A 14,763-nucleotide genomic window follows, 5' to 3' on the forward strand; every position below is an offset into this window, starting at 1 on the left:
CGTGGCGATTGGTCGCTTGACGGAACGACCACGGCCTCAAGGCGTGCGAGCGAAGCGAGCGTGGAGCGGAGCGACCGCCGACCATCTCTGGAACGCGACGGCCGTCACCGATGGAGCGGAGCGACAGCGCATCGTTCGGAGTGCCGGCGCGAAGCGTCGGCGCGATCGAACGATCACGCTTCCATGCACTACTGCTTATAAGAGCTCAGGAAGTTGCCGAGGCGCTCGATGGCCTCGCTCAGCACCCGGGCCTCCGGCAGCGTGACGATGCGCAGATGGTCGGGCGTCGCCCAGTTGAAGCCCGTGCCCTGCACCAGCAGGATGCGCTCGGCCACCAGCAGGTCGTAGACGAGCTTCGCGTCATCCCGGATCTCGTGCACCTCCGGGTCCAGCCGCGGGAACGCGTACAGCGCCCCTCGCGGCTTGACGCACGAGACCCCGGGGATCTCCTCGAGCTTCTGCCAGGCGACGTCCCGCTGCTCGAGCAGGCGCCCGGCCGGGGCGACCAGCGCGTCGATCGTCTGGACCCCCGTGAGTGCGGCCAGCACCGCATGCTGGGCGGGAACGTTCGGGCACAGGCGCGTCGACGCGAGCAGCGTGATCCCCTCGAGGAAGCCCTTCGCGTGGTCCTGCGGCCCCGTGATCACGAGCCATCCCGAGCGATAGCCGGCGACGCGATAGGTCTTCGACAGCCCGTTGAAGGTCAGGCACAGCAGGTCGGGCGCGACCGAGGCGGTCGGGATGTGCTGTGCGTCGTCGAACAGGATGCGGTCGTAGATCTCGTCGCTCAGCAGCAGAAGCGAGTGCTCGCGGGCGATCTCGGCGATGCCCTCGAGCACCTGACGCGAGTACACCGCGCCGGTGGGGTTGTTCGGGTTGATGATGACGATCGCCTTGGTGCGCTCGGTCACCTTCGACCGGATGTCCTCGAGATCCGGCTGCCAGTCGTTCTGCTCGTCGCACAGGTAGTGAACGGGGGTGCCGCCCGCGAGGCTCGTCATGGCCGTCCAGAGCGGGTAGTCGGGCGCCGGGATCAGCACCTCGTCCCCCTCGTCGAGCAGGGCCTGCATCGTCATCGTGATGAGCTCGGAGACGCCGTTGCCGAGGTAGACGTTCTCGGGGTCGACGTGCGGGAAGCCCGGGGTCTCCTCGTAGCGGCTCACGATCGCGCGACGCGCGGACAGGATGCCGCGGCTCTCGCTGTAGCCGTGCGCGGTCGGGATCGACGCGATCATGTCGCGCACGATCTGATACGGGGCCTCGAAGCCGAACACCGCCGGGTTGCCGGTGTTGAGCTTGAGCACCGTGTGCCCCGCGGCCTCGAGCCGGGCGGCCTCCTCCAGTGCGGCGCCCCGGATCTCGTAGAGGACGTTGTTCAGCTTCGAGGAGTGACGCAGCGTGCGGAGCCGGCTTCCACCGGGCTGAGCGCTGATCGGGACGGGGGTGCTCATCGCCCCAGGATATGCCGGGGCCCACCGGTCCACGCGCGTTCGCGTGGACCGGTGGGCCCGTGACGACTGCTCAGCGCTTCTTCGCGGCGCGGCGCTGCTCGCGGTTCTGCGGGGCCTCCTGGGCGGCGGCGTCCGCGGCCTGGCCGAAGGCGCTCGCGCCGGGGCCTGCCTGCGGGGAGGTGGCCTGCGTCTGCGTGCGGCGCACGCGATCCGTGGCGGCCTTGTTGACCTGGCCGCGGTCGTTGCGCACCTCGACCTCGCCGGCATCGTTGGGCGCCGAGTACTCGAGCTGCTGGTCGGCCGGGTGCTCCGAGAGCCCCTTCGCCTCGACCTCGGGCTGCGCTCCCTCGCCCTCTCCCACGCGGCGCACCTGCACCTCGAGGTTGAAGAGGTAGCCGACGGCCTCCTCCTTGATCTGGCCCATCATCGTCTGGAACATCGAGTAGCCCTCGCGCTGGTACTCGATGAGCGGGTCGCGCTGCGCCATCGCGCGCAGGCCGATGCCGTCCTTCAGGTAGTCCATCTCGTAGAGGTGGTCGCGCCAGCGGCGGTCGAGCACCTGCAGCACAACGCGGCGCTCGAGCTCGCGCACGGCGGCCGTGCCGAGGGCCTCTTCGCGCTTCTGGTAGGCGATCTTGGCGTCGCTGAGCAGCTCGCGCTTCAGCGCCTCGGCCGTGATGCCGCCCTTGCGTCCGCCGGCCTCGGCGACGACCTCGTCGATCGTCACGCCGACCGGGTAGAGGGTCTTCAGCTCGCTCCACAGCGCGTCGAAGTCCCAGCTCTCGTTGTGGCCGCCCGCGGTGTGCTCGTCGATGACGGCCGTGATGGCGTCCTCGATGAAGTGCTGCACGCGATCCGCGATGTCGTCGCCCTCGAGGATGTGGCGGCGGTCGGAGTAGATCGCCTCGCGCTGGCGGTTGAGGACGTCGTCGTACTTCAGGACGTTCTTGCGCGCCTCGGCGTTGCGGCCCTCGATCGCGGCCTGGGCGTTCTTGATCAGGTTCGACACCAGGCGCGACTCGATCGCGACGTCGTCGGGCAGGTCCGTGCGCGACAGCAGCGCATCGGCCGCGCCCGACTGGAAGCGGCGCATCAGGTCGTCCTCGAGCGACAGGTAGAAGCGGCTCTCGCCGGGGTCTCCCTGACGGCCGGCGCGACCGCGCAGCTGGTTGTCGATGCGGCGCGATTCGTGGCGCTCGGTGCCGAGCACGTACAGACCGCCGACCTCGACGACCTTCGCCGCCTCCTCGGCGACCTCCGCCTTGACGCGGTCGAACACGACGTTCCACTCGGCGTCGTACTCCTCCGGCTCCGTCGCCGCCGGGTCGAGGCCCTTGGCCTTCATCTCCTGCACGGCGAGGAACTCGGCGTTTCCACCGAGCATGATGTCGGTGCCTCGACCGGCCATGTTCGTGGCGACGGTGACGGCCCCGAGCTTGCCCGCGCGCGCGACGATCTCGGCCTCGCGCGCGTGGTTCTTCGCGTTGAGGACCTCGTGCTTGATGCCCTTCTTCGCGAGCAGGCGCGACAGGTACTCGCTCTTCTCGACGCTGACGGTGCCGACGAGGACGGGCTGGCCCTTCTCGTGGCGCTCGGCGATGTCCTCGACGACCTGGGTGAACTTGCCCTTCTCGTTGCGGTAGACGAGATCCCGCTGATCCGTGCGGACCATCGGCTTGTTGGTCGGGATCGAGATGACGCCCAGCTGGTACGTCGACATGAACTCGCCGGCCTCGGTCTCGGCCGTGCCCGTCATGCCAGAGATCTTGTCGTACAGGCGGAAGTAGTTCTGCAGCGTGACCGTGGCGAGCGTCTGGTTCTCGGCCTTGACCGGGACGCCCTCCTTCGCCTCGATCGCCTGGTGGATGCCCTCGTTGTAGCGACGACCGACGAGGATGCGGCCGGTGTGCTCGTCGACGATCATCACCTCGTCGTTCATGACGACGTAGTCGGTGTCGCGCTTGAACAGGGCGATCGCCTTGAGCGAGTTGTTCAGGAACGAGATCAGGGGCGTGTTCGCCGACTCGTACAGGTTGTCGATGCCGAGGTAGTCCTCGACCTTCTCGATGCCGGCCTCCAGCACGCCGACCGTGCGCTTCTTGATGTCGACCTCGTAGTCGACGCCCTCCTCGAGGGTCCGCGCGACCTTCGCGAACTCGACGAACCAGCGGTTCGCCTCACCCGACGACGGGCCCGAGATGATGAGCGGGGTGCGCGCCTCGTCGATCAGGATCGAGTCGACCTCGTCGACGATCACGAAGAAGTGACCGCGCTGGACGAGGTCCTCCTTGCGCCAGGCCATGTTGTCGCGCAGGTAGTCGAAGCCGAACTCGTTGTTCGTGCCGTACGTGATGTCCGCCGCGTACTGCTCCCGCCGCACGGCCGGGGTCTGACCCGACACGATGGTGCCGGTGGTCATTCCCAGCGCGCGGTGGATGCGGCCGATCAGCTCGGCCTGGTACGACGCAAGGAAGTCGTTCGTCGTGACGACGTGCACGCCCTTGCCGGCGATGGCGTTGAGGTACGCGGGCATGGCCGCGACGAGGGTCTTTCCCTCACCGGTCTTCATCTCGGCGATGTTGCCGAGGTGCAGCGCCGCGCCACCCATCACCTGCACGTCGTAGGGGCGCATGCCCAGGGTGCGCTTCGCCGCCTCGCGGACGGCCGCGAACGCCTCGGGCATCAGGTGGTCGAGCGTCTCGCCCGCCTCGTAGCGCTGCCGCAGCTCGGCGGTCTCGCCCCGCAGCTCCTCGTCGGTGAGCTGCGTGTAGTCCTCCTCGAGCGCGCCGACGGCGGCGACGACCTGCTGGAGCCTCCGGCGGGTGCGACCCTCGCCGGCGCGAAGCAGCTTCTCGAAGGGATTGGCCACGTGATGTCTCCTCGTTCTCGGCCCCGCTCTGATCGAGCGACGGTGCCGTGCTCCCCGTCGCCGTCCGGCGAAGGGCATACGGACTCATGTTATCCGCCCGTGACCTATGCCGCGGCTGAGCGGGTGCGATCGACACGCGCCGCTGGGGTCAGTCGGAGCACGGGGGCGCGTTCCACTGCTCGCCCGCGTGGATGAACGCCTTCGCCACCGTGCCGTCGACCCCGTCGAGCGTGACCGCGAGGTGGGTCGCACCGTCGCTCAGGCGCCAGGCGAGCGTCTCGTGGCGCCATTGGTCGGACGGAGCGCCGTGGATCGCCTCCACCTCCGCTCTCGTGCTGTCGAGCGAGATCCCCTCCGCGGTGCGTGGCAGCGCCCCCGGCTCCACGGCGCTTCCGTCCATCGGGTCGGAGTACTGGATGGCTGTCACCAACCCGGCGTCATCCGCGGTCACGAGCCAGGTTCCCCCGCTGTCGAGCAGGAAGCCGGTGCAGCCCTCCGACACGGTCGCCTCGCGACCGACGAGGGCGGCGACCTGGTGGACGTCGGCGCCGAGCCGCAGCGGCCCCGCACCGTCGGGCGTGAGCGTCCAGGTCGAGACGTCGTCGAGGTCGTACGCCCCCGGGACCTCGGCCTCCCCTTCGCCTTCGCCGCCCTCACCCGCGCCGCGCATGCAGCCCTCGAGTTCGATGATCGGCTGCCCGAAGGCGTTGATCTGGATGGTCTCGAGGTCGCCCACGGCGAACACCTGGTCGGGGGCGCTGGCCCGGTAGCCGAAGTGGATCATCGACCCCGCTCCGTCCGCATCGAGCGTCGCGTAGGCGCTGGAGCCCTGGGTCACCTCGGAATCCACGACCTGCGGGTGGGCCGCGCGGACGTCGTCGATCGTGTCGTAGGGACTGACGCCGCCCGCGGTGCGCGGGCCGAGATCCGCGTCCGCGGGATCCAGCCGGCCCGCGTCGTCGACGTAGGGGCTGACCGTGATGGCGAACACCGTGCCCTCCGAGCCGTAGACGTTCAGGGCCGGCCCCTCGCCCGCGGGCGAGCCGAACCACGGGACGCAGTTCTCGCCCTGTGCGGCCGACATGTCCCAGCCGAACCCGGCGCCCGCCGCGACCGCGTCGCTCCACGGCATCCCGACCGTGAACGGCCCCGTGCCGTCCTCGGTGATGATCCATGCCGCGCGGTCGGACGGATCGGGAAGGACGGGCGGTGCGGTTGTGGGGTCGGCGGTCGGCGTCGGCGTCGGGCCGGCGACGCGGTCGTCGGGGGCGAGCTCGCGCAGCAGCGTGACGCCGCCGATCGCGGCCGCGGCGACGCCGACCGTGACGGCCGCGGCGAGCGCGATCGCGCCGATGCGGCGTCCACGGGAGGTCTGGCGCTCGAGAGGAGTGACCGGGGCGAGCGCGTCGCCCCGGCGTGAGTCGCGGGCCGTGTGGCGACCGGAGCGGGATCCGATCGCGACCGGCGCGGCGGCGCTCTCGCGTTCGATCTCCACCATCAGGCGGGCGCGCGCGGCGGCGAGCTCGGCTGCCGTGGGGCGGCGCGCATCGTCGCCGAGGTCACGCACGAATGTGAGCGAGTCCATCGTCCCCCTCCTCTGAAGTGTCGGTCGGAAGCTCGAGGCGGAGCTTGCGACGCATCCGGTTGATGCGCGACCACACGGTTCCGACGGGAACGCCGAGGGCATCGGCGATCTGCTCGGTGCTCAGGTCGCCCCAGGCGTACAGCAGCAGCGTGTCGCGGTCGGCATCGCTCATCCGGCGGATGTGGGGAACCAGATGCTTCAGCCGCGAGGCGGCATCCGCCCGGTCCGAGGCCGCCTCGATGTCGCTGATCGCGGTCTCCACCGCGACCCGGGCGGAGGCCTGCAGCGCCCGCCACCGCTTCGCCTCGGCGGCGCGCGCACGGTGCGCGAGCCGGGTGGCGATGCCAAGCAGCCACGGCAGGGCCGATTCCCTGTCGAAGTCGTAGTCGGCGCGGCGGCGGAACGCCACGAGGAACGTCTCGCTCATCACGTCGTCGCCTGCGTCCGCGCCGACCAGCCGGCGAGCGTAATGCCCGACGGAGGCCGCGTGCCGGTCGAAGAGCGCGGCGAACTCGCGCGGTCGCGCGAGCGACAGCCGGACGATCTCGGCGTCTGTGGTCACGTGTTGTATTGCCCCGCCGCGTCGATTCCCTTCACGCTCGCGATGATCCCGCACGCCCGGCGTGTCGCGCGGACATCGGGACGCGCCGCGACCGGATCGTTGCGCGCCGCGTTTTCCGGGTATGCATATACCGGGAAAACATGAGCGACCGAGCGCGGTCGACAGCGAATGGAGCCAGCCGAGATATGAGCGTCCGCCAGAGCCTGCTTGCGATCCTCGATCAGGCGCCGTGCTACGGGTATCAGCTGCGCACCGAGTTCGAGCGTCGCACGGGCGGTGCGTGGGCCCTCAACGTCGGCCAGATCTACAACACCCTCGAGCGGCTCGAGCGCGACGGGCTCGTGACCCGCGGCGCGGCGGATGAGCACGGCCACGTCTACTGGGAGATCTCGGACGCCGGGCGCCAGGAGGTGCGCGCGTGGCTGGCGACGGGCGTCGACCGGAGCCAGGCGGCGCGCGACGAACTGGCGATGAAGCTGTCGCTCGCCGCGACCCTTCCCGGCGTGGATGCGGCGGCGGTGATCCGCACCCAGCGGGGCGCCACCGTCGCCCGGCTCGAGGAGCTGCGTCGGGCGCGCGGCACGGGATCCGACTCCGCAGCACCGGAGGCGATCGCTCGGTCGCTGGTGCTCGACGCGATGATCTTCGCCGCGGAGGCGGAGGCGCGCTGGCTCGACCACGCGGAGGCCGAGCTCGCCGCCCATCCGGATCACGCCCTCGCCCTGGACCTCTCGACGGATCGCCCGCGACGCGGGCGGCCGGCCCGCGCCGCCGCGTGACCCGCGGCCCCCGGAGTGTCAGGATGACCTCGACCGGCTCGCGCTCGCGAACTGGCGACGCTGAAGGCGAACACCGCGGGATAGGCGGGCCCCGCCGACCGTAGGATCGAGCCATGGCCGGATTCTGGGGCAAGCGCAGGCGCGAGGAAGAGGCGGCTCGGCAGGCGCAGGACGACGATCTCGCGCGGCGCGCCCGCGCGGCGCTCGTCGCCGCCGACGAGCGCATCCGCACGACGTCGGACGAGCTGGAGTTCGCCGTCGCCGAGCTCGGCGAGAGCACGACGGTGCCCCTGCGCGAGGGGCTCGCGGCGGTGCGGACCCACCTCGCCGAGGCGTTCCACCTGCACCAGCTGAACCACGACGAGATCCCCGACACGGCCGAGGAGCTCCGCACGCGCAACGCCCGGATCGTGCAGCTGTGCGAGTGGGCCGAGGACGTGCTGGATGAGCGCACCGAGGCGCTGCGCGACAGGATCGCGCTCGCCCGCCAGGCCCCGCAGATCATCGAGGGGATCCGCGCCGACGTCGAACGGCTGCGCTCGCGCCTGCCGCTCGCCCGCGAGACCGTCGCGCGCCTGTCCGGCCGGTACAGCGAGGCCGCCCTGCACCGGGTCGCCGCGAACCCGGACGAAGCGGAGCAGCTGCTCGACTTCGCGCTTCACAGCGCCGACGTCTCGGTCCGCCGGCGCGAGGCCCGCCGCCCCGAGGAGGCGAACCTCGCCCTCGAGACCGCCACCGAGGCGGTCCGCCGCGCGAGCACGATCATGGACGGCGTCGAGGACTTCGAGATCGAGGCGCTCCGCGCGCAGTCGACGCTCGCGGATGTCGTCGCCGACTCGCGCCAGGACATCGTCGCCGCCCGCCCGTTCACGCAGGCGGGCGCGCCCCACGCAGCCGAGGTGACCGCGGCGGTGGCGACCCTCGAGGCCGCGCTCGCGGCCCTCCCCGGGCCGGGGACGCCGAGCGATCCGTTCGCCGACCTCGCCTCGCTGCGCGAGGCGAACGCGGGGCTCGACGCGGCGGTCGAGAAGGCCCGCCTGCGGGCCGCGCGGCCGCTGCCGTCGATCGAGCAGGTGCGTCATTCCGTCGACGCGGCCGACCACGCGATCGCGGTCGCGAACAGCGTGATCGCCGGACACCGCGGCTACATCGGCGCCGACGCGCGCACGCGCCTCGCCGAGGCCCAGCGGCTGCGCGCCGAGGTGAACGAGCTCGTCGTCCCCGAGGACACGCGCGAGCAGGCGCTCACGCTCGCGCGCCGCGTGCAGCAGCTCGCCGGCGAGGCCCTCCAGGCCGCGCAGCGCGACATCGACTCCGGCCGCCCGGGCGGAGACGACTGGGGCGGAGACGGCTGGGGCGGCGGCCGTCGCGGCCGGGGCTACGGCGGAGGCGGCGACATCCTCGGACCCGTGGTGGGCGGCCTGCTGCTCGGCGGACTCATGGGCGACTTCTTCGACTGAGTTCGCCGCAGGCACGACGAAGGGGCCCGGTCGCCGACCGAGCCCCTTCGCCTCATTCGCTGCGCGTGCCGCGTCGACTACGACGCGAGCTTCTCGGCCTCCTCGGGCGGTGCCGTGGCGGTCAGCGAGATCACGCCGTAGTCCCAGCCACGGCGGCGGTAGACGACACTCGGGTGGTCGGTGCGGGCGTCGATGAAGAGGAAGAAGTCGTGCCCGACGAGCTCCATGCGGTCGACGGCCTCCTCGACCGTCATCCACTCGGGCTCGAACGTCTTCGTGCGGATGACGACGGGGGTGTACGTCTCCTCCTCCTCGCCGTCCGCGACGATCGGGACCTCCCCCGTGGCGACGGCATGGATGACGTCGGCCGCCGCGGGCTCCACGTCGATCCCCTCGAGCGCGCCGGAGCCCTTCTCGTAGTGAGCCCCTCGCGGGTGGAGCCGGCCGGTGACGCGCTTGTCCTTCGCGCGGCGCAGCTGCTCGGCGATCTTGTCGAGGGCCATGTCGAGGGCGGCGAACTTGTCGCCCGCGCAGGCCTCGGCCCGGACGACGGGGCCCTTTCCGATCACGGTCAGCTCGACGACGTCGTCCTCCATCCGACCGTTGCGATGGGACTGATGCGTGACCTTGACCTCAAGGCGGAGTGCGCGCGGAGCGAGTCCGGCGATGCGGGCGCTCTTCTCTTCGACCACGGAGCGGAATCGATCGGTGATCCCGACGCCGACACCCGAGATGTTCGTTTCCATCGTGCCTCCCGTTATTTCCGGTGAGACCTTTCGGTCCGCACGGTCCCCGGCACCACGTCCGGATGAGCGGACCTCGGTCGCGTTCCCCCGGGCTCGGCCCGGGGCTTGTGTTGCCCTACCGTAGACCGGCCCGGCCCCGGTGTCACGCCCTGTTCGCCCTTTTGTCCGATCCCGTTCGACGAGGTGGTGTAAAGGGCCTCGCTCACCGCGGCCCGACGCGCCCGGGACGCGGGCATTCATGCCGTCGAGGACCGCAGCGGCGTGTCGGCGACGACCGCCGCGGCCACCACCCTGGCACCCCCGGCCTCGAGCGCGCGCCGGGCCTCGGCGAGGGTCGCGCCCGTCGTCAGGACGTCGTCGATCAGCACGACGGCCAGGCCGGCGGCACCGCGCCGGGCGCGCATGCTGCCGGCGACGTTGCGTGCCCGCTCGTCGCGGCCGAGCGCACGCTGATCGCCCGTCGCGCGGGCGACGGCGAGCAGCCGCGCCGTGCGGACGCCCGCCCGGCGTGCGACGAGCTCCGGCACGCGGTAGCCGCGCCGGCGGAGGGCGGCCGCCGAGGTCGGGACGGCCACGGCGACGACCCCGCCGGGCGCCCCGGCGACCACGGCGCGCAGCGCCTCGAGGAGGGCGGGACCGAGGGCGCGGGCGAGATCCGTGCGACCCCGTTCCTTCAGGGCGCGCAGGGCCCGCGCGCAGACCCCGTCGAACGCGAGGCCGCTCCACACCGTGAGGCCGTCGACCACCCGCCGCCGTGGTGCGGGATGCAGCCGCAGCCGGCAGGAGTCGCACAGCGCCACGCCCTGCAGGCCGCATCCGGGGCAGGCGACCGGCAGCAGCAGCGCGAGCGCCGCCGACGCCGCGTCCCGCGCGGCCACGGCCCACCGTTCGCGGAGCTCGACATCCATCCGGCAAGGATGTCGCCCCGGTGGCGCGCGGCGACCTCGTCCGGCGCTTCCGGGAGCACTCGCCCCCATGCATGCCGGGTGTGGACGAGTCGCCTCAGCGCCGAGGGGTCACTCGTCCGCGCCCTGAGGCGTTCCCATCTGCGTCGCGAGCACCGAGACCTCCGCGCCGGTCTGCTGCCACGACGTCCCGCGGCGGGTGTACATCAGGCCGTCCTTGCCGAGCAGGCGCACTGACGAGTCCTGCGTGCCGAACTCGATGGCGGTGATCCCCGCGGGGGCCTCCGAGGACTCGCCCGGTCCGCCGACCTGCTGCTCGAACACGCGCGTGATGTTCCCCGCGGTCGTGACGATGCCGACGCGGGCGTCCTCGATCCACGCGATCGAGACGCCGGGCTCGGGCAGCACGCTCAACCTCATCGCCTCCCCCAGGCCGGTCGGCGTGCCGTTGCGGTCGCGCCGCACGCTCGCGACCACCGCGAGGTGCTGTCCCCCGGTCGTGAGCAGGGCCGCGACGCGCGAGCCGTCGCGCGACATCGCCATCCCCCGCACGCGCGTCGCGTCGGGCCAGCCGCCGCCGATCTGGGTGGGCTCCAGCTCGGGGCTCCAGGTCAGGATCGCGTCCGGATCGTCCTCGGGGACGGTCCAGATGAAGCCGAACGGGTCGATGAGCGGATCGATGAGGCCGTCGCGCTCGTCGAGGACGACGTCCGGCTGGTCGGCGGTGACCCGGTAGATGGCATCGGGAGACTGCTTGAGCACCGCCACCTGCTGATCCGGCGACACGGCGATGGATTCGATGGGCCCCGGCATGTCCGCGATCGCCGCGCTCAGACCCTCGATCGGCGTCAGCTCCGAGCCGGAGATGAAGCCGAACTCCCCCGCCCGCAGGACGAGCGCCCGGGGATCGGGACGCGTCTGGCCCGGGACCAGGGGATCCACGGTGCGCGGGGAGTCCTCGCCCTCGATCATCAGGCGCACGTCCTGCACCCCGGCGTTGGTGAGGCTCGCATCCAGCTGGGTCATCATCCGGGTGAGCGTCGTCGCATCCGCGGCCGCCGCGACCGCGTTGAGCGTCACGTGGGCGATCTGGTCGGCGTCCACGGGCACCGCGTTGGGCACGAGATCGACGTCCTGCGCGAAGGCGCTCGCGACCGATCCCGCGAGCCACGGGCTCGGGGCGCCGTTGACGAGCTCGCGCACGATGTACGTGGCGGTGTTGCCGGTGGCGGGGAACCAGCGGACATCCGGCACCAGGTACGTCCAGGTCGGGTCGAAGTACGCCAGGCGGTGGTCGCGGTAGACGTCGGGGAAGCTCAGCCGGTCGAGCACCACACCGTCGGGCGCCTCGACGATGCGCCACTCGCCGTCCTCGCGCTTCGCGAGACGGAACGAGAGCTCCACCGGTCCCGAGGCGGACGAGGTGTAGGTGCCGTGCTCGTCGACCGTCGCCGTCGGGTCGATCCGGAGCGTCACGATGCCGTTCTCCTCGTCGACCTGCGGCCGCCGCTCGTCGGCGATGTCGACGGTGACCCCGGCTTCCGGCCGCCAGGTCTCCGCGAGGTCGCCGTCGAGGAACAGCCGCGCGGTCTTCCAGCTGTCGATCGGCGAGATCGCCGCCTCGATGAACCCCGCGACGATCTGCTCGGGCGTGGACCCTCGCACGGGGGCACCGGCGTAGTACTGCGGCCGCGGCTCCTCGGCGGCTGCTCCGGGCTCCAGTCCCGCCTTCACCTCGCCCGAGGTGGGAAGCCCCGTGCAGCCGGCGAGCGCCAGGATCAGGGTGAGCACGAGCGCCGTGATCCCGGTGCGGCGGCTGCGCGGATCGACGGTGCTCATCGGGGCTCCCCCTTCTCTCCGTGGCGGGCGTCGCCGCGATGGCCGTCTCCGCGATGCCCGTCTCCGCGGCGATCCTCCGTGTGGCGGCCCGACAGCCCGTCCACGTCACGGAGATCGCGCACCTCGCCGACGTCCGACAGCTCGTGGGTCTCGGCGACATCGAGGGTCAGGATCGGCTGCGTCAGGCCGAGCGCCGCGTGCAGCGACTCGTCCGACGGCTCCAGCGGCAGGGGCGACTCGAGCTCGGCGAGGGGCGACGCGGGATCGTGCGGCTTCCGCGGCAGCGTGAGGACGAAGTTGGTGCCGCCGCCGAGCTGCGACCAGACGGCCAGCGTTCCGCCGTGGAGCCGCGCATCGCCGAGGGCGATCGAGAGCCCGAGGCCCGTGCCACCGAGGGTCCGCTTGCGCGACGGATCGGCGCGCCAGAACCGGTCGAAGACGCGTTCGGCGGCCTCCGGCGACATCCCCATTCCGTAGTCGCGCACCCCCACCGCGACGGCGCTGGGGTTGCTGTCGACCGTCACCACGATCGGCCGGCCCTCGCCGTGCTCGATGGCGTTTCCGAGCAGGTTGCGCAGGATCCGGCGCACGCGGCGCGGATCCATGTCCACCGGCGAGTAGCCGCCCGGGGCCACGAAGCGCAGCTCGGTGCCGTGCTGCTCGGCGACCTGACGCATCGACTCGAGCACGTCCTCGGCAAGGTGTGCGAGGCTCGTCGCCTCCAGTTCGAGCTGCACGGATCCGGCGTCGTACCGGCTGATCTCCAGCAGGTCGGTCAGCAGCCCCTCGAACCGGGCGACCTGGGTGTGAAGCAGCTCGGCCGCCCGCGCCGTCGACGAGTCGAACTCGTCCCGGCGATCGTGGAGGATGTCGGCCGCGAGCCGGATTGTCGTCAGCGGCGTGCGCAGCTCGTGCGAGACGTCCGAGACGAACCGCTGCTGCACCAGCGAGAGCTCGGCGAGCTCCTGGATCTGCGACTCGATGCTGTCGGCCATGGCGTTGAACGACCGGCCGAGGGTGGCGAGCTCGTCCTCACCGCGGACCGGGATGCGCACCTTGAGATCGCCCGAGGCGAGCCGGGCACTGGTGCCGGACGCCTCGACGATCGGCGCCACCAGCGCGCGCATCACGAGCCACAGGATGGCAACCACGATCAGCACCATCGCGATGCCCGACCCCCACAGCGTCCCCTGCACGAAGCCGAGCGTCTCGGCCTCCTCCTGCAGGTCGTACGCGAGGTAGATCTCGTACGCGCCGACGCTCGGCACGCGCAGCTGCTGCCCCACGATGATGCCGGGGACCTCGCGCCCCTGCGCGTCGGTGAGGGCGATCGACTGCCACCACTGGAAGCCTGCCTGGCTCTGCACGCGCTCGCGCAGTCCCGGCGAGACCGCCTCGGCCGTCAGCCCGCCGAAGCCGAAGTCGGCGGGGGCGAGCGGCACCGGGTCCTTCTCGATGCGGAAGCCGGCGATCTGATCCGTGGAGGCGAGCCGGCGGGTGTCGTTGAGCACGAGGTTCCACAGCTGCTGCATCTGGGCGCGGCTGCCGGCGACCTCGGAGGCGTCGAGGTTGCGCTGCGCCTCGTCCACCGCGCGCCGCGCGTCGGCCTGCACCTCGTCGACGCGGCTCTGGAACAGGTTGTTCTGGATCGCCAGCGCCATCCACAGACACGCGATGGCGATCGTGATGGCGGTGAGGACGGTCGTGATCAGGATCGTCCGGAACTGCAGCGAGCGCCCCCACAGCAGGAGCAGCATGCGCGGCCAGCTGCGCGGGGACGTCCACCCGAACAGCGCGGGGGTCGCTGCCGTGGACATGCCGCTCAGGACGCAGCGGCGTCCGCGACCGCTCCGGCACGGTAGCCGACGCCGCGCACCGTGGTGACGATCTTGGGGTTGTCCGGATCGAGCTCGATCTTCGCGCGCAGCCGCTGCACGTGCACGTTCACGAGCCGGGTGTCGGCCTTGTAGTGGTAGCCCCAGACCTGCTCGAGCAGCTCCTCGCGCGTGAACACCTGCTGCGGCTTGGAGGCGAGGGCGACGAGCAGCTCGAACTCGAGCGGTGTGAGGGCGATGGCGTTCTGACCGCGGCGCACCTCGTGCGCGGCGACATCCACGGTGAGATCGCCGATCCGCAGCACGTCGTTCGTCGCCTCCGGCGTCGGGCGCAGGCGGGTGCGGATGCGCGCGACGAGCTCCTTGGGATTGAACGGCTTGACGATGTAGTCGTCGGCGCCGGCCTCGAGACCGCCCACGACGTCGTTCGTGTCGGCGCGCGCGGTCAGCATGATGATCGGCACACCCGACTCGGCGCGGATCTCGGTGCAGATCTCGATGCCGTCCTTGCCGGGAAGCATCAGATCCAGCAGCACGAGATCGGGGCGCTCCTGCCGCCAGGTGTCGACGGCGAGCTCCCCGTCGGCGCAGAAGAGCGTCTCGAAGCCCTCCGTGCGCAGCACGATGCCGATCATCTCGGCGAGGGCTGTGTCATCGTCGACGACCAGGATGCGGGCGGTCATGGAGGGCGGAAGATCCTTTGCTTCGAATCCGCGGAGGAACGTGAGATCC

Annotated in this window: 11 protein-coding genes; 2 read left to right on the forward strand and 9 right to left on the reverse strand. The window is 71.6% G+C overall.

Features of this window, described 5'->3' with window-relative positions; genetic code table 11:
- Positions 1-188: 188 nt before the first annotated feature.
- From ABD161_RS01930 to ABD161_RS01945, 4 genes are all read right to left on the reverse strand, one after another.
- Positions 189-1,451 (reverse strand): pyridoxal phosphate-dependent aminotransferase, encoded by a 1,263-nt coding sequence (locus tag ABD161_RS01930; protein ID WP_343999185.1) that lies wholly within the window; start codon positions 1,449-1,451, stop codon positions 189-191.
- A gap of 70 nt (positions 1,452-1,521) precedes the next feature.
- Positions 1,522-4,320: a preprotein translocase subunit SecA gene (secA, locus tag ABD161_RS01935; protein WP_343999187.1), complete on the reverse strand. Its 2,799-nt coding sequence runs from the start codon at positions 4,318-4,320 to the stop codon at positions 1,522-1,524.
- A 148-nt stretch (positions 4,321-4,468) separates the two neighbouring features.
- Positions 4,469-5,905, reverse strand: a complete 1,437-nt coding sequence (locus ABD161_RS01940) for a hypothetical protein (RefSeq protein ID WP_343999189.1) — start codon at positions 5,903-5,905, stop codon at positions 4,469-4,471.
- Positions 5,880-6,467: an RNA polymerase sigma factor gene (locus tag ABD161_RS01945; RefSeq protein ID WP_343999191.1), complete on the reverse strand. Its 588-nt coding sequence runs from the start codon at positions 6,465-6,467 to the stop codon at positions 5,880-5,882. Before ABD161_RS01945 ends, ABD161_RS01940 begins: the two co-directional genes overlap by 26 nt.
- Before the next feature lie 185 nt (positions 6,468-6,652).
- Here ABD161_RS01945 and ABD161_RS01950 point away from each other — a divergent pair, with 185 nt between their 5' ends.
- Both ABD161_RS01950 and ABD161_RS01955 read left to right on the forward strand, forming a co-directional pair.
- Positions 6,653-7,246: a PadR family transcriptional regulator gene (locus tag ABD161_RS01950; protein ID WP_135112603.1), complete on the forward strand. Its 594-nt coding sequence runs from the start codon at positions 6,653-6,655 to the stop codon at positions 7,244-7,246.
- Positions 7,247-7,359: 113 nt separating this feature from the next.
- On the forward strand, positions 7,360-8,706 hold the full coding sequence (locus ABD161_RS01955) for a hypothetical protein (RefSeq protein ID WP_343999194.1): 1,347 nt from the start codon (positions 7,360-7,362) through the stop codon (positions 8,704-8,706).
- Positions 8,707-8,783: 77 nt separating this feature from the next.
- Here ABD161_RS01955 and hpf read toward each other — a convergent pair whose 3' ends face one another.
- The 5 genes from hpf to mtrA all read right to left on the reverse strand — a co-directional run bounded on the left by hpf (position 8,784) and on the right by mtrA (position 14,714).
- Positions 8,784-9,452 (reverse strand): ribosome hibernation-promoting factor, HPF/YfiA family, encoded by a 669-nt coding sequence (gene hpf, locus ABD161_RS01960; protein ID WP_343999196.1) that lies wholly within the window; start codon positions 9,450-9,452, stop codon positions 8,784-8,786.
- Positions 9,453-9,688: 236 nt separating this feature from the next.
- Entirely contained in the window at positions 9,689-10,360 is a 672-nt protein-coding gene (locus tag ABD161_RS01965) for a ComF family protein (protein WP_343999198.1), read from the reverse strand.
- A 108-nt stretch (positions 10,361-10,468) separates the two neighbouring features.
- A complete protein-coding gene (locus ABD161_RS01970) occupies positions 10,469-12,196 on the reverse strand; it encodes an LpqB family beta-propeller domain-containing protein (RefSeq protein ID WP_343999200.1) in 1,728 nt (575 codons plus the stop codon).
- Complete coding sequence (gene mtrB / locus ABD161_RS01975; RefSeq protein ID WP_343999203.1) at positions 12,193-14,013, reverse strand: MtrAB system histidine kinase MtrB; 1,821 nt, start codon at positions 14,011-14,013, stop codon at positions 12,193-12,195. The genes ABD161_RS01970 and mtrB overlap by 4 nt, the downstream gene beginning before the upstream one ends.
- 5 nt (positions 14,014-14,018) lie before the next feature.
- Entirely contained in the window at positions 14,019-14,714 is a 696-nt protein-coding gene (mtrA, locus tag ABD161_RS01980) for an MtrAB system response regulator MtrA (protein ID WP_343999205.1), read from the reverse strand.
- Positions 14,715-14,763: the final 49 nt, after the last annotated feature.

The sequence above is a fragment of the Microbacterium paludicola genome, from assembly GCF_039529675.1.
Classification (GTDB): Bacteria; Actinomycetota; Actinomycetes; order Actinomycetales; family Microbacteriaceae; genus Microbacterium; species Microbacterium paludicola.